This window comes from Caldisericum sp. (assembly GCA_022759145.1).
Taxonomy (GTDB): Bacteria; Caldisericota; Caldisericia; order Caldisericales; family Caldisericaceae; genus Caldisericum.
Genome location: JAEMPV010000059.1, coordinates 1 through 18,593 on the forward strand (window position 1 = coordinate 1; position 18,593 = coordinate 18,593).

Consider the following 18,593-nt stretch of genomic DNA (forward strand, 5'->3'; position numbering starts at 1 on the left):
AAGATGCGCCTCTTCTTCCTTGGAAACTTTTCTTACAGCCTTTGCAGGGACTCCTACTATAAGCGAATTATCTTCAAAGGTTGCATTCTCAAGCACAAGTGCCTGCGCACCAATAATACAGTTTTTCCCTATTTTTGCATTTGAAAGAATCGTTGCACCCATTCCAATAAGCGTATTGTCTCCAATATTTGCAGAGTGGATGATTGCGTTGTGTCCAACTGTGACATTCTCACCAATTATGCAAAGACCATTTTCGTCAACATGCAAGACTGCATTATCCTGTATATTTGAATTTCTCTTTACGATAATTTTACCGATGTCGCCTCTTAAAACTGCACCATACCATATACTTACGCCTTCTTCAACTTCGACATCGCCAATGATGATAGCCGTTTCAAATATAAAAGCACCCTCTGAAATTTTTGGTTTCTTGCCTTCAAATTCGACAATCATACAGCCCTCCTTATTTTGTCCCGTTTAATACAGTATTTGTTGCATAAAGGACATTTATTGCCTCAAGGTGAGTTGCAAGGTTAGTTGATTGATTGCCCTCACGCACTTCAATTTCTGTTCCAAGGGGGATTGTCTTTGCTATAAAGAGTGCATCCTTGTTTTCCATCCTCACACAGCCATGAGAATTTGCAAAGCCAATTGAAAATGGCTCATTTGTTCCGTGAAGCCCATAAGAAGGAAGATTCCAGCCCATCCATACCATCCCAAGACCATTATTCTTGTCTATTTTATAAGGTTGGTAAACTTTTCCCTCAAAATACCAAACAGGATCGAATGACTTATTAATAATTTTATATAGGCCTGCGGGGGTTTCCTTGTCGGGCGTATGTTCACCTACACAAACAGGGAAGACTTTTGAAATTTTACCACCTTCATAAAGAAATAGAAGTTTATATGACTTATCAACAACAATTTTATAAGTGCCCGTATCTACTGCTTTTACAACGTAAGAAAGCGATAACAAAGTCATTACCAAGAATACAACAATTATTTTTTTCATAGTAAAATTATACCATAAAATTACTTAGTAAAGCAGGGTTAATTTCGAATGTCTACGGTAATTAATCGTAAATGTCAATAAATCCCTTAAAAAGCTACAAACATTTTCTTTGTCATGCTGACGAGCCGTCTTTCTTTTTTTGTGTCATTCCGAACGAAGTGAGAAATCTCCTCCGTTTATATTTTCTCGGGGGAGTTTTGAGGGGGTGATGTCCAACCCCCTCAATTGAATTGGAGACTCCTCACTGCGTTCGGGGTGACAGAGGGAACGGAGGAGACCCCTCGCAAAGACGGCTCGGGGTGACGGCGTTGGGGTCATGCAGAGCAAAGCGAGGGACGACTTTGAAAAAGTTAAGTGGAACAAAACATGACTTCTCTTCAGTTTATGTTTCGGTAATGCAAAATAGACAACAAGGGTATCTTGATTTTTAATAAAATTTTTGTAAAATCACAGCGTTAAAATGAAAATTGGGATAACTTTTAACCTGAGAAAGACATTTTCTGAAAGGGACTCTGTATTTGACAGCCCTCAAACAATCGAGGATGTTAAATTAGCACTCGAATCTCTGGGACACAGGGTCAAACTTTACGAAGCCGACTCAGAAACACTTTTCTACCTGCTTAAAATCGACAAACCTCAAATCGTCTTTAATATGGCAGAAGGAAGATACGGGGTCTTTGGAGAATCCTTTGTGCCTGCTTTGCTTGACGAACTAAAAATTCCATACACAGGCTCGGGCGTTCAAGGAACGCTTGTTGCAGTCAATAAAGTCTTTACAAAACTCATCCTTCAAAGTGTGGGCATAAATGTGCCAAAACTATATCAGGTTATAAACTCCGTTAAAGACGAAATTGCACCTATTGATAAATTTCCTGTTATCGTAAAGCCCGTATTCGAAGGCGCAAGCATTGGAATTAAGTCAAAATCAATTTGCTACTCAAAGGACGAGGTTGATAAAGTAGTGTTAAAACTAAAAGAAAGACTTGTCAACCGTCCCATTATGATTGAAGAGTTTATTGATGGAACAGAAGTGACTGTAGGCGTTATGGGAAACTTTCCACCAAAGGCACTTCCTCCAATGGAAATTGACTTTTCTCCTTTAAACAAGCGTGAATTTAACGCTACAAATGGCATTCAAACTTTCACTTTTAAGACAAACTATTCAGAAAAAGCAAATTATTACTTGCCTGCAAGATTTACTGAAGAAGTAAACCTGAAAATTCAAGAAATGGCTATCAAGGCTTTTGAAATTTTACAACTTCGTGATATTGCACGCTTTGATGTGAGAGTTGACAAGAACTTTACGCCATATTTTATTGAAGTAAATGCAATTGTTGGGCTTGAAAAAGAACATTCAGACTTCCCCAGAATGTACCGCATGCTCGGAAAAGATTATAGAGACCTCATAAAAGATATTCTCGATTATGCCTTAGAGCGTATAAAGAAAAACGAAAGGGTAAACTATTAAATTCTCAATTTCTGTGCAGAGACACCAGGAATAGAAAGTCTATTTTCAAAATATACCATAAGACGTGTTAGGACAACCGAAACAATAAGATATATGAGACCTGCAACCGAAAACGCTTGGATATAAAGGAAGGTTTTGCTTCCAACATATTTCGAAACAGCAGTAAGTTCCATAACGGTTAAAACCATTGCAAGGCTTGAATATTGAGTAAGCGCTATAAGTTCATTTGTCCACGATGGAAGAACAATGCGTACTACCTGTGGAAGAAGGATATCAAAAATAAGTTGAAAGCGTGTCATTCCTAATGAGAGCGCTGCTTCAGTTTGCCCTGTTGGTATTGCAAGAAAAGCAGTTCTAAAATACTCTGCTTGATATGCACCACTATTAAGACCCATTCCAATTATTGCAGCTTGCATCGGTGTTAGTTTTACAAGACCAGTAGAAGAAAGCCCATAATAAAGTATAAACAACTGCACTATCATAGGTGTGCCTCTTATGATGTCAATGTAGGCAACTGCAACTGCCTTTAAGAATCTATTTCCATAAATACGCATCACTGCAAAAAGAAGTCCAAGCACAATCCCTATAAGAATTGATGCAACAGTTATCCACATCGTGTATTTAAGACCCATAATCCAGAAGTCTTTGTACTTAACCAAAATAAGCGTAAAATTACTCATTCTTCTCCCCTTGCGATCTTGCTTAAGAATTTTCTCAATCTTTCAGACTTTGGGTTTTCGATAATCTCTTTAGGTGTCCCTTTCTCAACGATTACTCCGGATTCAAGGAACATAATCTCATGTGCAACATTCCTTGCAAATTCCAATTCGTGAGTCACTATGAGCATGGTCATCCCTTTGTCTGCAAGTGTCTTCATCGCCTGTAAGACTTCTCCTATGAGTTCAACATCGAGTGCAGATGTCGGTTCGTCAAAAAGGATAATCCTTGGGTTCATTGCAATAGCTCTCGCTATAGCAACCCTCTGCTGTTGTCCTCCTGAAAGTTGCGCTGGATAGTGGCTCCACAGGTCCTCTTTTATGCCAACAAGAAGAAGGGAATCCTTTGCTATTTTCAGTGCCTCATCTTTGGGAAGCTTTTTCACCTTTGTAAGACCTATCATCACATTGTCAAGTGCAGTAAGGTGCATAAATAAATTGAAATACTGAAAGACAAATCCTATTTTCTTTCTTGCTTCGTATATATTTTTTGGAGTTATAAGTTCAGAGTCGAGATAGATTTCCCCAGAATCCGGCTTTTGAAGATAGTTAATGCAGTATAGAAGTGTGCTTTTTCCGCCACCGCTTGGACCAATAATTACTTTTGTCTCTCCTTCGTTTATGGAAAAACTTACGCCTTTCAAAACCTCGTTTTTGTGATAGGACTTTTTCAAATTCTCAACTCTTAAAACTTCTTTCATCTTTTTTCTCCTAAACCTGGAATTCGAATTCTCTCATATAAGTTGTTAAGGCTGCTCATCGAAATTTTCACGAGGACAAAGTAAACAAGCGCTATAAAAATGTAGATTTCAAGATACCTTCCAACAGAACGGGCAATAAAGTCTGCTCTCGTCATTATATCCATTACACCAAGCACAAAGGCAATTGAAGTGTCCTTTAGGACTGTTATAAACTCGTTTGTCCAGCCAGGAATCATTATTCTTATAGCTTGCGGAACTAAAATCTCCTTAAAGACCTGAAACTTTGTCATCCCTAAAGATAGCCCTGCATGTAATTGCCCTGCGCTTATTGCTTCAAGGGAACTCCTGAATATCTGCCCCTGGTAAGAAGCACTTCTAAGCCCAAGCCCTAAAATTGCAGACAGTGCCATACCAAGGTTAAATCCAAAATAAAGAAGAAGGAATAGAAGCATTAAAGGAATCCCTCTTAAAATTTCACCAACAGCTCTAAAGAAATAAGAAAACGGGGGAGGCAAATATACCTCCCCAAATGCAAGGATGCTTCCCAAAACCAATCCCAAACCAATACTTACGAATGTAAGGAAAATTGTCCAGAATATCCCCTTCAACACATAAAGTATGTTCGAAAGGTTTAAAACGCTTATATCAAAAATCATCCTGCAAAATTACCCGCCAAAGTATTTGTTTATAAGGTCTGTCCAATCCTGTGTCCCTTTAACCTCTGAAAGGGCTTTTTCGAGTTTTGATTTGAGTTCTGTGTTCCCTTTCTTTACGAAAAGCCCTGCTTCCTCTTTTGTAAGTTCGCCTGTTACCTTGAATTCCTGCTTTTGAGTGTAGTAGGTTGCAACAGGTGCATCAGTTACAACGACATCAACATTGCCGTTTTGCAGGTCTGTTATTGCAAGGACAGCTGAAGTATATCTCATTACATTTGCATTCTTAATTTTGCCATCAGCAATTGCCTTGTCAATCGCCTCTTCACCTGTAGTCCCTTTCTGAACTCCAATTTTGTGTCCGCTTAAGTCCTCGAATGTCTTTGGCTCAAAAGTGGAATCTTTCTTTACAATCATTACCTGTCCTGTTGAAAGATAGGGCACTGCATCTGCCTGTTGAAGCCTTTCATCTGTAATTGTTATGCATGCGGCTCCTACATCAATTTTGTCAGCCTGAAGCGATGGGATGATAGTATCAAAGTCCATATTTACAATCTCTACTTTATCGTAACCCATCTTCTTTCCCAAAAGCCTCATAAGGTCAAGGTCAAAACCAACAAATTCCTTTGTCTTCTCATCAACATACTCAAAAGGTGGATAGTCAGCAGAAGTCCCAACCCGTAGCACACTCTCCTTTTTTGCACAGCCAGAAAAGAGCGGTACTAAAAGCAAAAGCACTAAAAATAACGCTAATACTTTCTTCATTTTTTCCTTACCTCCTGTTTTTTAGAGTATTTTATACAAAACCCCATCTCAGTCAATATATTGTAGGACAAATAAAGAAAAATTAAAAATTATCGACTTTTTTGTTCGTGTATTTGATAATTACAAGAAGCCTACTTTGTTTCTAAGATAACTTTTACTTCATATGAAGCATTTGAATCTATATTAGCGTTGCTCAGGGTGTCTTCGAGAATATCTGCGCCACTAAAAGTCTTTATGGTGTTTATGAAGTCGTTAACTTTGCTACCCTCGATTTCGAATACATACACAGAGTTTACTTCATCTACTTCCTTGAGGTTTGCAATATGTTTTAATTTCTCTATAAGAGCATCTTTGGATTCTCCGCTAATCTTAACTTTAATTTGAGGTATCTGATTAGTCATCAGGTATTGCGGACCTTTAAACTCCCTTGTTACCGTTGTTTGATTGTGTGCAAGTTGTTTCGTCAATATCAGGTTCCTTGAAAATACAACGCCAAAAACAATAATTAAAACCGCTGCAAAGGCAAATGAGTATCTAAAGAAGGTTTGCTTCCTTTCAACAAGCCCCAATTTACTTACAAAATCGGGTGTCTCTACTCTTAATTCCCTCAAGCCTTCTTTCATTTTCTTGAGGTCTTCATAATAGGAAGCGTATTCCTTGTCCTTGAGGATGTCTTCAACTTCTTCTTTTTTTACCCTGTTATCCAGGTATTCGTTAATTTTCTCTTTCATCGCTAATTAGATACTCAAAATTATAAAAAAGTTCCATATTTTTAAAAATATCCCATATCTTTTAAAATAGCCCGCAACTTGTCTCTTACTCTTGCAAGTCTCGACTTAACCGTTCCCAGAGGCACACCTAAAATTTCAGAAACTTCTTCGTAAGAAAGTCCCTCAACATCGACTAATGTTATAATCTCCCTTTCATCAATATCAAGTTTCTCTAAAGCCTCGTATAGCAATTCTTTTGTGTCGCTTTCAAGAAAAGATGCTTTCTCATCCTTCAATTTGCTTACGTCATCCCTATATTCAACATTTTGTATCCTGTTTAAGTGCTTGTATAAAGTATTTCTTGCAATTCTGTAAAGCCATGTTTTTATTGAGGATTCACCTTTAAAGTTTTTAATGTATTTAAAGGCATAAAGGTAGGCATCCAAAACAACATCCTCAGCAAGTGCTCGGTCGTGGCAAACCTGAAGGACTGAGTTAAACAAGAAATCTTGCGTTGTCCTTACAAGTATTTCCTTTGCGTTTCGGTCTCCTTTTTTCAGGCGCTCTATTAATTCTTTCTCCTCCATTATTTAATCCTTACCAATTGTATTATAATGAAAATATGAAAATTCTGTTTAGTTTTTTAATTGGATACTTGCTTGGCTCTTTTCCTGCCGCTTACATCATAACAAAGTTAAAAACAGGGCAGGACATAAGAGAAATTGGCACAAAAAATATGGGTACGGGGAATGTCTTCCACCATGTTGGCAAAGTTGAAGGGCTTATAGTATTATTCATCGATGTATTAAAAGGAAGCCTTGCGGTTATAATTGCAATTTATGGATTTAAACTTCCCTACTACATAGGTGCCCTTTCTGGATTGTTTGCAGTTTTGGGACATGTGTTTCCGATATTCCTTAATTTTAAGGGTGGGAGAGGCGCTGCAACTACCTTAGGTGTGCATCTTACAGTGCTATTTTCTTACCTAAAATTAGATGGGTTTTATGTATTCATTCCAATCCTCATAATATACCTCATACTCATCTTAGTAAGTAAGTCGCAAGTGGTAAGCCTATTTTTCCTTTATCCTGTGTATCCTATTTTACTATTTGTCTTTACGAAGGACTTTAAATTGCTCATAGTAAATATAATTTTCACAGTTTTGGTCGAATTTTTCGGGTTTCTAAATTTTAAAAGGGAATTTGATAGAGTCATAAGTATGAAAAGGAGTTCGTAATGAAGAAAAAAGATCACGGAAAATTAGTAAGTTTGCTTGTTTTGATTATCTTTGTCCTGGGTATTTTAAGCGGGATAATATACATTCGATCTAAAGAGGGGGAAACTATCTCGGTGAACTTGTATTTTTACGACCCAATTCCGAGAGAACTTGTCCCTGTAAAGCAAAACTATACTGGCTCTGTTGAAAGCGTTGCAAGAAAAGTATTTGAAACACTTAAATCACCGCAGGTATCATCATACTTTCCGACTATCCCAAAAGAATTAACCCTTGATTATGCAAAGTTTTCCGATGGAACTCTTACCGTAAACATTTTAACAAATGGAGTAAAGAAAAGTGAAAAGGAAGAATATATCGCATTTTTGAGCCTTGCAAATTCACTCAAGTCTATAAACGGGGTAAAAACTTTAAAAATCCTCGTCGATTCAAAGGAAAGCGATGTATTCCTGAGGTATGTGAATATAAATGAGGCGCTTACAAATCTTACTTCAACATTGCCAAAGTTCAGGGATGTATATCTATATTTCCTTACACCCAATTTGAATTACCTTGCAGTTGAAAAAAGAGAGATTTTGGACTCTCCAAGACCAGAAATACTTGCAATGAAAATACTTAGTGAACTCTCCTACGGCTCGAATATAGGGCTTGTGAGTTTGCTAAAGCCTGAATATATAAAAGGCATCGAATTAAAATCTGGAGGGCTTGCAGTTGTGAACCTGTCAAGCAAAATTAATGAACTATCGCTTGGAAGTTCAATTGCAAATCTTTTTGTTCTTTCTCTTGTAAACTCCCTTACTGAAATAAGAGATATTAATAAAGTGTCATTTTTAGTTGATGGCAATAGCGTAGATACCCTTTTTGGTGCAGTTGATGTTTCGCTTCCCATCCTTCGATTTAACAAAACTGGGGATACATCCTTTATAGTCCCCTATTATGTGCTCGATGTAAACGGGAATGCTACTTATGTTCCGGTTCCAATGCCTGTAAAGACGATTGAATTAACAAAAGCATTTGATGCACTTAAAAAGGAAACTAACTCTCTTAAGACATACTTAACGGATGTTGATATCTCAAAAATCGACCTGAACAATTACACGCTTAAAGTTATAATTACATCAAGGAAAGTTTTGAGTGCAGAGGAAATTGATTACATTAAAAACCAGGTTTTTTTGACTGCAATGGAGTTGCCAAATGTAAATACTCTTGATTTAACTATAGGAGAGGAGGCATTTATTTTAAAAAGATGAACATAATCGCAAAAGGCGTGTATGTTGAAGATAGGCTGCTTAAAGATCACGGAATTGTAGTCGAAGGTGGACGAATAAAGGACATACTTCCTAATAATGAAATTAAAGAAGGCGTTAAACAGTCTATTGATGGATTTATTTACCCCGCTTTTATTGAATCACACGCACATATTGGAGAAATTGCAAATGCCTTAGCACATATAAACGGGGAACATTTTGATTTTGATGATATTTTAAAAGAAGTAAACAAAAACGAAACTTCCTTCATATTCAATGTGAATTTCAACAAAATCACTATTGAACAATTCAAGCACCTTTTTAACCTCGATAGGAAAATTTTTATGCAAAGTAAGGATGAGCATTCTGTATTCGTATCAAAAAAGTTCCTTAAAAGCGCCTCAATAAACTATGAAAACATTGACAAAGATAGCCTCGGTTTTCTGGGCACGGAGTTTGTAGGTATCTTCAAGGACAATGCAATAAACTATGTTAAGGAAATAAAGGAAATTAAAATCGATGAAAGTGTCCTTAAAAAAGTTGAAGATTACTTTTTATCAAGAGGCATTGTGACCGTAACAAATTTCGATTTTTATATGAAGGATTACCTCAGGAATAGAAGAATTAGGGTAGTTCAAGGCATTCATAAAGATTACCTTGAGGAAGCAATAAAAGAGGGAATAAAAACGGGTGTTGGAGATGAAAATTTCACATACGGAGCGCTGAAGGTGTTTCTCGACGGATCGCTTGGTTCCCAAACCGCAAAGATGATTAATGATATGCCTTTCAAAGGATTGCTTGTTATGGAAGAAAGCGCTCTTCAAGATGTTGTAAAAAGGGCAAATGAAAACGGCATATCTGTTGCAGCACATGCAATTGGAAGCGAAGCAGTCCATATTGCCCTTGGTGCTTTTAATAAGTTTAGATACCTTACAAAACTAAACCGAATTGAGCACCTTCAATTTATTGATCCGCAGGATATCCCATTGCTAAGAGAAACGCCTTTTATACCATCGATGCAGCCAATACACGCAAAGGGAGATGTAGAGTTATACAAGAAGTATATGAATAGATTTAAATATGCTTACGCTTTTAACACGGTTTATAAAGAAAAGGGATTTGTAATCTTTGGGTCTGATGCACCTGTTGAAGATGCATCAGTTTTGAAAGGACTTGAATCCTCCGTAAATCACCCTATTTTTAAGGAGGAAAGTCTTCCACTTGCCGTTGCATTAAAGGCGTATACAGAATACGCAGGAATCTATAACTATGTGCCTGATAGAGGAATTATAAGGAGGAATTATCTTGCAGATTTTGCAATTTTGAAAAATGAAATTTTGGTAGATAATTTATTGGATAATGAAATAGTTGCAACAGTTAAGGGAGGGGAAATCGTATGGATGAAATAGAAACAAAAGTGCTTGCAACAGTTATTAAGGATAAGTACCTTTTAACAAGGGGGCTTGCAGAGGGACTTGAAAAAGGCTTATTTGAAATGCCCGAGGCAAGAACGCTTTTCGACTATATTGTTTCAAAATATTCAAAAAATGCAACTCAAATAGATATTGAATTATTAAAAGAATCGCTTCGGGAAGACGGCTTCTTAACAACCAAAATGAACGAATTAATATCGACCATACAGAAGGAAGAACCTCTTAACCTAGAAGGGCTATTTACATACATCGAAACGCTAAAACGAAGAGCAGGAGAAAAAACGCTCCTTAATATCGCAAGAAAAATAGAAGCATACATTGAATCAAAAGCAAAAAAAGAAGACCTTGTTGAATTCACAGGAAATATTATAAGCGAAATGAGAGAAGTAATTACTGGAAAGACAAAAAGAAAAATTCTTCCCTTAAGAAGTCAACTTATCCGATTTACTGCAGAACTTGAATCAAGGACAGGGGATGTTAACCCAATTCTTGGGTATTCGATTGAACCATTTAGTTGCCTTAATGAGAGCCTATCAGGAGCACGAAGAGGCTTTTACTATGCACTTGCTGGTGCTCCTCGTAGAGGAAAGACAAACCTCATGCTTAAATTGGCAACAAATATCGCTTTGAATGAAAAAATTCCAGTCCTATACTACTCGTATGAACAAACAGAAAGAGTGCTATTTCTAAGAGTGCTTTCCCAGGAAACATTAATCCCACCTTATCTTCTTGAAACGGAAAAGATTCTTGATGACCCAGAGTTATCAGAGAGATTTAACTATGGATACGCAAAAGTCGAGCAGTTTATGAATAATCTTTATCTAATTGAGGGAAGAAGAGAAGACACAATTAATAAGATAAGAAGCCACGCATTATCGGTAATGCAAGAGCACAATACGGACAAGGTTGCCATTTTTATAGATTATCTTCAGAAGGTACCAACAAACATACTTTATCAAGACCTTGCACAACAGGTTGATGAGGTTTCAGGTGCAATAGCAAACCTCTCAACGGAGTTAAACGCACCAATTTTTGCAATTTCATCATTCGATAAGGAAGGTGCAAAACTTGATACAGAAGATAGTAAGAATCGTCCTACTATGTTCAATTGCACAGGTGGAGGAGATATTGAATACGATGCCGATGTTGCAATGGTATTGACAAAGGACTTTAAAGACACAAATGTCCTCTACGAAAAAATATACAACGCTTCGAAAGAAGGACGTATAGACCCAAATAGAATTCCACATTTCGACATACTTAATCTTTACATAGATAAAAATAGGGATGCCCCATTTGGAGGAAATATAGTCATTCAATATCTTTTCCTTATTGAAGATAACACACTTGTTGAGATCGGCTATAAAGACATAGGCGAAGAGCGAACTTATGCAAAGATTTCAAAGATATTCGAGTGGATGCTTGAAAACGGATATCTTGTAAATATGAGATGAGAATAGCACTTGTAATAATAGGTGACGAAATTTTAGACGGGCTAAGGGAAGATAAAAATTTTAGAATTGCTCAGAATATCTTAGGGAAAACTAATAAGATTAGCACTGTAATATTTGTAAGAGATAACCTTGAAGAACTCAAAAAAACTTTACAGTGCGTAAAAGACCTCGCAGATGTAGTTATTACCTCGGGGGGATTGGGGCTTACACCAGATGATATAACGCTTAAAGCATTTTCGGTTGCTTTCAGCATTGAACTTATAAGAAATCCAGAGAAGAAAGAGGTTGCAAAGAAAAATATTGAAAGGGTTTCGGCGTTCCAATACAATAACTTTATTGATGAACTTGCAATAGGACTTTCAGGTAGCACCCCAATTGAAAACCCTGTGGGGGTTGCTGCTGGTGAAAAGATAAAAATTGATAATACAACATTCTACATCTTGCCAGGAGTTCCTAAGGAATTTGAGGCGATGGTTAAAATAATAGCAAATGAGTTTAAAAAAGATTTACAAGAGTCCAAAATAGAATACGAAGTTAACGAAAAAGAAGCAAACCTCATTAAAACCTTAAGAGACCTTGAGAAAAAATTTGGAATAAGAACTGCATCATATCCGCCTATTGAACAAGGTGAAAAGCTCAAAATAATACTTTACGGAAACGAGATTAAACTTAAGGAAGCAAAAAAGTATTTTGAAAGTGAATTGAAAGAGGCACAAATATACTTTGAAGAAAAAAGCCCCAGCCACACCTCGTAACCCCCACCTCAAAAGAGGTATTTGGGGTACTCTCTTCCACTAAAGGAAGAGTGTTTGAGGTTGTAGCCAGGGTAAGATAATTTTAGTAAAATTTCAGAAATTTGCAAACTTTTTTATAATATTGGGGTATGGAAAGCAAAGCATACGCAAAAATTAACTTAACACTTGAAATTACAGGTGAAAAAGGAGACTATCACACCATAGAATCTGTATTCCAGAAAATAGACCTCTTTGATGTCGTTTCGGTAAAGCTAAGTAAAGACGATAGCATTATTTTTTCTGAATCAATAAGAAATGTAACATCAACTGTTCATAAAGCACTTGAACTATTCAAGAAAAAGACAAATGTTAAAGAAAATTTTGAAATATATGTTGAAAAGCATATCCCTATGGGAAGCGGGCTTGGTGGTGGAAGTGCTGATGGTGCAGTAGCACTCTTACTTTTAAACTCCATTTACAAAAATATACTTTCCGTGAAGGATTTGCATGAGATAGCAAGCGCTGTAGGGTCTGATGTACCGTTCTTTCTTTACTCAAGTACTGCATGGGTAAAGGGCATTGGAGATATCATAATTGAAATACCAAATCTTAAAGAAATGTATTTTGTACTGGTACATCCACGATTTCACTTTAGCACAAAAGAAATGTACAGGCTTTACCACGAATATGGGAAATACTCAGATGGAAGCAAGACAAAGACACTTGTAGAAGTTATAAGTAGCGGAAATTATGATGCAAAAACAATTGATAAACTTTGCTATAACGATTTTGAAAAAATGCTTTTAGAAAAATCTGACAAGTTCAGGGAATTCAAAAGTGTTGTGGAAACAATTGCTGAGGTAACATTCCATCTTACAGGTTCAGGCTCAACCGTTTTTGCGGTTTTTGACACGAAGAAAGAAGCAGAAAAAGTAAAAAATATCCTGGACAAGTTTAAATTCAGGACTGACCTTGTAAAGTCAATTTAAGGCATATTTATACTCTTAAGGAGTTCACGCGCTTCCTTACAATCAGGATAATATCTTAGCTCTTTCTCTAAATATGCTTTTGCATCTGTAATCTTGCCCTTCCTCAAAAGAATTTCTCCTAAAAGGTAATTTGCAAGCGGATACTTTTCATCAATTGACAGAGTTTTTCTACAGAGTTCCTCTGCTCTCTTTAAATCACCTTCTGCAAATAACACATTTGCATAAGACCATAGTGCATCAGCATTATTAGGATTCTCTTTCAAGACAGATATAAGCAAAACTTCTGCATCCCTAAAATCGCCAAGATGGTAATAAGAAAGGGCAAGACGGACTTTATCCTCGTGTCTTTCACTTACCTTCAAAATGTTTTCATAAATTGAAACCGCTTTTTCATAATTACCCTGTAGATAATAAGTCCAGGCAATTTCTGATAGAACATCAGGATTATCGAACCCGTAATCCTTTAAAGATATATTGAATTCACTCATAGCAGAAGAGTAATTGCCCGAATCTCTTTCTTTTATGCCTTTCAATAAGTGGAATTTATTTTCTATCTTTGCATAAAGAGGTATTCCCTTAAGCCCGTAATTATCAATTGCCTGTATCCTTACATAGTAGTATCCATCTCGTTCAAGAGTCATATTGAGTTTGTTTTGTTTAGTCTTCACAACTTTCAATATATCAGTCATTTCCGGATCTTTTGCAATCATAACTTCGTATTCTCTTGCTTCTTTTATTTCCTCCCAATTGAATTGCAAACTTCCATCGGTTACATTTAAGAAAGTAAAGTTGTAAACAGGGTGGAGCAATTGCAGCACTTTATAACCATGTTTATCTACATATATACCGTAACCTTTTTCGCTAATAACCTTATTAAGTGATACTTTCCCATCAAATACAGAAGTGTTAGAATAATCTTTTTCAGAAACTACATCAAATTCTGTTCCAACATCTACGAATGTGCCATAGTTTGTTGAAACGCTCACTTTTGTGTTCTTTGAAGAAACAGAAGCATCCCCTTTATTTAGGCTAATAGAAATAATACCCTTGTTGCCAAATAGATTTTTGCTAACCTTCTTTATATCAAATGAAGCATTGTTTAATAACTTTATAGTTGTCCCATCTTGAAGAGTTAGAACAGTTAAAACTTCATTCCTTTTAGTAGAGACCTTTTGTGGTAGAATTGGGAAGTAAGCAAGGCTTCCAAAAATAACTAATATTGGCAAGACAAAAAGTAAAAACTTTTTCATTGTATTAAAGCCTCTATTTGCTAATATAACTCTTGGAATAGTGATGATAAAGGTTGTTCCGCTACTCTTTTCGCTTTCAATATCAATGGTGCCTCCGTGTGCGTCAATAATCCTCTTTGCAACAGCAAGACCAATCCCATAGCCTGGTTGCATAAAAGCATTTCTTCCTCTATAAAACTCTTCAAAGATATTTTTAAAATCTTCTTTTGGAATTCCTATACCTGTATCCCTAACTTTTATAACAACAGAGTTTGGTGCGCAACTCAATTCTATGAAAACAGACCCATTCTCTACATTGTACTTAAAGGCATTTTCAATAATATTTTTCAAAGCTTTTTCAATCCAGAACGGATCAATTTCTGCAATACAGGGCTTATCTAAACCAGTCGTTTCTAAGTGTATATTCTTTTTAATATAAAGAGGCGTAACTTTTTTAAGAATTTCACCTATTATTTTACTTATATCTTCTTTCTTTGTTTCGATTTGGAGTCTTTCGCTTACCTTCTCAAGGTCCAAGAACTTTTCAATTGTGTCAATAATTTCCCTGTTAGCAGACTGCCCCTGTTCGATAAGGTAAATTAAATCAGTATTATCCTGAAGCCTTTCTTTCAAAAGTTCATAAACCAGAGATACGGTTGAAAGAGGAGTTTTTAAATCATGGAAAAGGACTCTGTAGTAATTTCTTAACTTTACCTGTTCCTCTACATTAGTTTCAAGTGCTTCTTTCTGGCCGAATATTAAAGATCTTAAGTAAAGTACAAAACTTAATAGTTGTAGAATAGTAAGAATCAAATCCTCGTTCATTGCATTGTCTTTTGCGCCACTTAATATCACAAAATAATCTTTATCAAATTTTCCAAGCCTTATTAATACCTTATCTCCATTTTTTATATACCCTGGCTCGCCACTCTTTGAGAAATTGGTCAATTTTAGTCCTTTTAACTTTTTATCAAGTTCTTCCAGGGAAATTAATTCTGGATTTTTTGAATTGTATAAAGAAGCCTGATTGTTAACATCGTCAATTTCTACTGCAATGACATTGCTACCTTCGAAAATATTTTGAATAAAATTAGCAATATCAAACAAAAGAGAATTTTCAAAAAAATCTTTCTTGAGGATCTGCACCAACTCTTTAAGAACCCCAGTATCATTACTCATAAAGTTTTCTCCATTTTCTTTCTTGGAATATGTCCCCACTTTCTTGCTCTAAATCTAAATGTAGCAAAAAACGCAACAAATGCAAGAAGTTCTTTATAAAAAACGAATTCAAAGAAAGCAAATAATATCAATTTAAAAACATCCTTCAAAGACTCATACCTAACGAAGAGGAGATTATCCATTAGGATACTGCCTATTGTAATAAAAATACCCCATAGAATTGCAACAAAGAAAAAGATAATAGCAAACTGAGTATTTAAGAGTTTAAAAATCAATAGAACTGGAATAAGAACATATCCTATGAATTCTATAATAGGTCCTAAAAATTCCACAAGAATAAAATACGGGAAGCCAACCATACCTACAGTCTTATAGCGTGGATTAAATGACATCCTGAAATTATATAAAAGTACATCAATAAGCCCTCTTCTCCACCGGTCTCTCTGCCTTATAAGGGAACGCCAACTATCCGGTACCTGTGTCCAGCAGACTGGGTCCGGTATGAAAATTATTTTAAACGGAATTTTATTCTCAATACAGTAGCGGTGTAGTCTTACAGTAAAATCCATATCCTCACCTACAGTTTTTCTATATCCGTTTATCCTTATTGCAAGGTCTTTTCTGAATATTCCAAAGGCACCCGAGATAAGAAGAAGTGCTTTTAAGTTCCCTAAAGTTGTTCTTCCAATAAGAAAAGCACGGGTATACTCAATTGTCTGGAAAACCTCAACTGCTTTGGTAGGAGCATGTACTTCTATAACACGCCCTTCTCTTACCTTACATCCATTCAATACTCTTACAATTCCTCCTGCTGCTACAACTTCTTTGTCCTCTAAAAAAACCTCTGATATCCTTAATAGAGACTTTTCTTCCAGAAGAGAATCAGAATCAATTGAACAGAATATGGGATATTTAGAAATATTTATTCCCGCATTTACTGCGTCAAATTTTCCTCCGTTTTCTTTATCTACCACCACAAGATTAGGATAATCCAGAGAAATATAAACACCTTTCACATTTTTAGTATGGATAAATTCTTGATAAGGTCTTGAAACTTTCTTCAGGGAAAAGTTATCAATCAATACCTGCATTGTATTATCAGTTGAACCATCATTTACAACTATGATTTCGAATTCTGGATAATGAAGAGTAAGGAGTGACTTTAGATTTGACACGATTACTTTTTCCTCATTATAGCACGGGACAATGATAGAAATAGGTCTGTACATTTCGCTTTGAAGCATTACTTCATACTCTTCATCAACAATGCTCCTTGACCTTATAAAAAGGAACCTAAAAGACATTAGTAAACTTAATGTGTAAAATGAATTTACAAAGATGAAGTAGAAAAATACGAAATACTGGAAAGTAAAGAGAAAAAAGTGTAAAACGCTACCCAAGATTAGCTCCCTCCAACGCATATCTTGCAATTTCACTTGCAAGACCGATGCCATTCCTTTTTGCTTTTTCTAAAAATTCAATTCCAACTCTTCCAAACTGCAAAAGAGTTTGCGCTGCATTCATTGCTACAGTTGGTTCTGGATCAAAAAGGAGAGAGTAAAGTATGGGGACTATGCTAATATCACAAATGCCTGCAAAGTTTGCAGCAACTGCCCTCACACGCCAATCCTCCATATCCTTTAAATATTGCTTCAGGATGTTGCAACTTACCTCTCCTCCCATCCTTCCAAGCGCCCTTGCAACGGAGATACACATTAAAGGATCATCGGAATTCGCATAACTTGCAATGAGGGGCACTGATTCATAAACCTTTTCTAAACCAAGTGCTTCAAACAATGCTCTTCTGCCTAAACTATCAAGCAATTTGGCATACAAAGAGAGAAACCTCATTCCCTTTTCAGAATTTTGAAATTCTCTAATTCTCCTTATAGCATTTACAAAAACTTGCTCCAAATACTTAAAACCAAGATCCTTAACTTTAGATATTTTTTCATACATAAAGTCTAAGTCATCAATTTCAAGTACAAAAGACAAAGCAAAAACCGCCTTCTTTATAACATATGGGTGCTTCTCAACTTTAAGAAGTTCAACAAGTGGTTGCCGTGCTTCACTTACACGGGTGAACCCAAGCTTTTCTGCATATTTGCCTCTTATGTAAAACCGTCTTGACTTAAGCATCTTAGAAAAATATTCAACATATCCGTTCTTTCTTAGCAAATCCTGAACCTTATTTGCAAAATCACCTCTTAAATTTCTTAGCGTATCCAATAACAAATCACCTACAACCTCATAAGAAAACCTATCTTTAGGAATTTCAAACAAAAGTTCATCATCAAACATCTTGCTTGCTATAATTTCGGTAAATTTTTCTCTTAAATATCGTCTCTTCTTTTCTCTTCTTTCAGTCAAAATTTTATCTATCACAACATATAAAGAGAGAACGCTATCTAATAGTAAAAGTAAGAAAAGGGTAAAAATTATAAAACTCCTGAAATAATGAGATGTTAAAAATACAGGATACATTTCAATCACCAATTAGCCTATCAATTCTAATGAGCAATTCTTCCATACTAAAAGGTTTTCTCAAATAATCATCTGCTCCTAATGCAAATCCTCTTTTTAAATTTACATCCTGAGAAAGTCCAGTGAGAAGAATAACAGGGATATTGCTTGTTGCCTTGTCCGATTTTATCTTTTTCAACACTTCAAATCCAGAAAGAACAGGCAAGTTTACATCCAGGATAACAATATGAGGTAAAAATGATTTTACCTTTTCTATACCACATAGCCCGTCTCTACAGGTCTCCACTTCAAAACCCTTCCCAGCAAGCGCTATTTTTAGCACATTGGCAAGTAAGTCGTCGTCTTCTACCACAACCACTCTCTTCATTACGCACCTCAATAACAATGAAGTTTATTTAAATTCATTAAATATCTTAACACATCCTTTAGAATTTTAGAAATTGACAAAATTGTACGAATTTAAAATTGATAACCAAAATCTCAATTTAGTTATGAAATCAACTTCAAAATATTTATACTACAATTTCTCAACTTTTTCTATGTATTTTTTGACATCAAACTTCTTGTAAATTGATTTTTCACTCA

General features: G+C 35.8%; 19 protein-coding genes. 7 read left to right on the plus strand and 12 right to left on the minus strand.

Features of this window, described 5'->3' with window-relative positions:
- Nucleotides 1-453: gamma carbonic anhydrase family protein (locus tag JHC30_03845; protein ID MCI4463286.1), on the minus strand; the 453-nt coding region annotated here is incomplete at its 3' end.
- Between the two features lie 10 nt (nt 454-463).
- Nucleotides 464-1,012 (minus strand): L,D-transpeptidase, encoded by a 549-nt coding sequence (locus JHC30_03850; GenBank protein MCI4463287.1) that lies wholly within the window; start codon nt 1,010-1,012, stop codon nt 464-466.
- 460 nt (nt 1,013-1,472) lie between these two features.
- Between JHC30_03850 and JHC30_03855 the strand changes: the two genes are divergently transcribed.
- Complete coding sequence (locus JHC30_03855) at nt 1,473-2,480, plus strand: D-alanine--D-alanine ligase (protein ID MCI4463288.1); 1,008 nt, start codon at nt 1,473-1,475, stop codon at nt 2,478-2,480.
- Here JHC30_03855 and JHC30_03860 read toward each other — a convergent pair.
- The 6 genes from JHC30_03860 to JHC30_03885 form a co-directional block, all read right to left on the minus strand.
- Nucleotides 2,477-3,160, minus strand: coding sequence for an amino acid ABC transporter permease (locus JHC30_03860; protein ID MCI4463289.1), 684 nt, complete (start codon nt 3,158-3,160; stop codon nt 2,477-2,479). The genes JHC30_03855 and JHC30_03860 overlap by 4 nt on opposite strands.
- Nucleotides 3,157-3,897 carry an amino acid ABC transporter ATP-binding protein gene (locus JHC30_03865; GenBank protein ID MCI4463290.1) on the minus strand — a complete coding sequence of 247 codons (741 nt, stop codon included), beginning with the start codon at nt 3,895-3,897 and terminating at the stop codon, nt 3,157-3,159. The genes JHC30_03860 and JHC30_03865 overlap by 4 nt, the downstream gene beginning before the upstream one ends.
- Entirely contained in the window at nt 3,894-4,553 is a 660-nt protein-coding gene (locus JHC30_03870) for an amino acid ABC transporter permease (protein MCI4463291.1), read from the minus strand. Before JHC30_03870 ends, JHC30_03865 begins: the two co-directional genes overlap by 4 nt.
- Before the next feature lie 9 nt (nt 4,554-4,562).
- Nucleotides 4,563-5,315, minus strand: a complete 753-nt coding sequence (locus tag JHC30_03875) for a basic amino acid ABC transporter substrate-binding protein (protein ID MCI4463292.1) — start codon at nt 5,313-5,315, stop codon at nt 4,563-4,565.
- 131 nt (nt 5,316-5,446) lie between these two features.
- Nucleotides 5,447-6,046, minus strand: coding sequence for a hypothetical protein (locus JHC30_03880; protein ID MCI4463293.1), 600 nt, complete (start codon nt 6,044-6,046; stop codon nt 5,447-5,449).
- Nucleotides 6,047-6,087: 41 nt separating this feature from the next.
- Nucleotides 6,088-6,612: a sigma-70 family RNA polymerase sigma factor gene (locus JHC30_03885; protein ID MCI4463294.1), complete on the minus strand. Its 525-nt coding sequence runs from the start codon at nt 6,610-6,612 to the stop codon at nt 6,088-6,090.
- A gap of 35 nt (nt 6,613-6,647) precedes the next feature.
- Between JHC30_03885 and JHC30_03890 the strand changes: the two genes are divergently transcribed.
- The 6 genes from JHC30_03890 to ispE all read left to right on the plus strand — a co-directional run bounded on the left by JHC30_03890 (nt 6,648) and on the right by ispE (nt 13,116).
- Nucleotides 6,648-7,262, plus strand: a complete 615-nt coding sequence (locus JHC30_03890; GenBank protein ID MCI4463295.1) for a glycerol-3-phosphate acyltransferase — start codon at nt 6,648-6,650, stop codon at nt 7,260-7,262.
- Nucleotides 7,262-8,509 carry a GerMN domain-containing protein gene (locus JHC30_03895; protein ID MCI4463296.1) on the plus strand — a complete coding sequence of 416 codons (1,248 nt, stop codon included), beginning with the start codon at nt 7,262-7,264 and terminating at the stop codon, nt 8,507-8,509. The genes JHC30_03890 and JHC30_03895 overlap by 1 nt, the downstream gene beginning before the upstream one ends.
- The gene (locus JHC30_03900; protein ID MCI4463297.1) at nt 8,506-9,915 is read left to right on the plus strand and encodes an amidohydrolase family protein; all 1,410 of its coding nucleotides are present in this window, start codon (nt 8,506-8,508) and stop codon (nt 9,913-9,915) included. Before JHC30_03895 ends, JHC30_03900 begins: the two co-directional genes overlap by 4 nt.
- On the plus strand, nt 9,903-11,393 hold the full coding sequence (locus tag JHC30_03905; protein ID MCI4463298.1) for a hypothetical protein: 1,491 nt from the start codon (nt 9,903-9,905) through the stop codon (nt 11,391-11,393). Before JHC30_03900 ends, JHC30_03905 begins: the two co-directional genes overlap by 13 nt.
- A complete protein-coding gene (locus JHC30_03910) occupies nt 11,390-12,148 on the plus strand; it encodes a competence/damage-inducible protein A (GenBank protein ID MCI4463299.1) in 759 nt (252 codons plus the stop codon). Before JHC30_03905 ends, JHC30_03910 begins: the two co-directional genes overlap by 4 nt.
- 128 nt (nt 12,149-12,276) lie before the next feature.
- Nucleotides 12,277-13,116: a 4-(cytidine 5'-diphospho)-2-C-methyl-D-erythritol kinase gene (ispE, locus tag JHC30_03915; protein ID MCI4463300.1), complete on the plus strand. Its 840-nt coding sequence runs from the start codon at nt 12,277-12,279 to the stop codon at nt 13,114-13,116.
- On the opposite strand, the gene JHC30_03920 is transcribed toward ispE, so the two are convergent.
- Genes JHC30_03920 through JHC30_03935 form a run of 4 tightly spaced genes read right to left on the minus strand, consistent with a single transcriptional unit; the run spans nt 13,113 to nt 18,375 of the window.
- Nucleotides 13,113-15,524, minus strand: a complete 2,412-nt coding sequence (locus JHC30_03920) for a tetratricopeptide repeat protein (GenBank protein ID MCI4463301.1) — start codon at nt 15,522-15,524, stop codon at nt 13,113-13,115. The genes ispE and JHC30_03920 overlap by 4 nt on opposite strands.
- On the minus strand, nt 15,521-16,924 hold the full coding sequence (locus JHC30_03925) for a glycosyltransferase family 2 protein (GenBank protein ID MCI4463302.1): 1,404 nt from the start codon (nt 16,922-16,924) through the stop codon (nt 15,521-15,523). The genes JHC30_03920 and JHC30_03925 overlap by 4 nt, the downstream gene beginning before the upstream one ends.
- Nucleotides 16,917-18,008, minus strand: coding sequence for a HEAT repeat domain-containing protein (locus JHC30_03930; GenBank protein ID MCI4463303.1), 1,092 nt, complete (start codon nt 18,006-18,008; stop codon nt 16,917-16,919). The genes JHC30_03925 and JHC30_03930 overlap by 8 nt, the downstream gene beginning before the upstream one ends.
- Nucleotide 18,009: 1 nt before the next feature.
- Nucleotides 18,010-18,375, minus strand: coding sequence for a response regulator (locus JHC30_03935; protein ID MCI4463304.1), 366 nt, complete (start codon nt 18,373-18,375; stop codon nt 18,010-18,012).
- Nucleotides 18,376-18,593 lie beyond the last annotated feature (218 nt).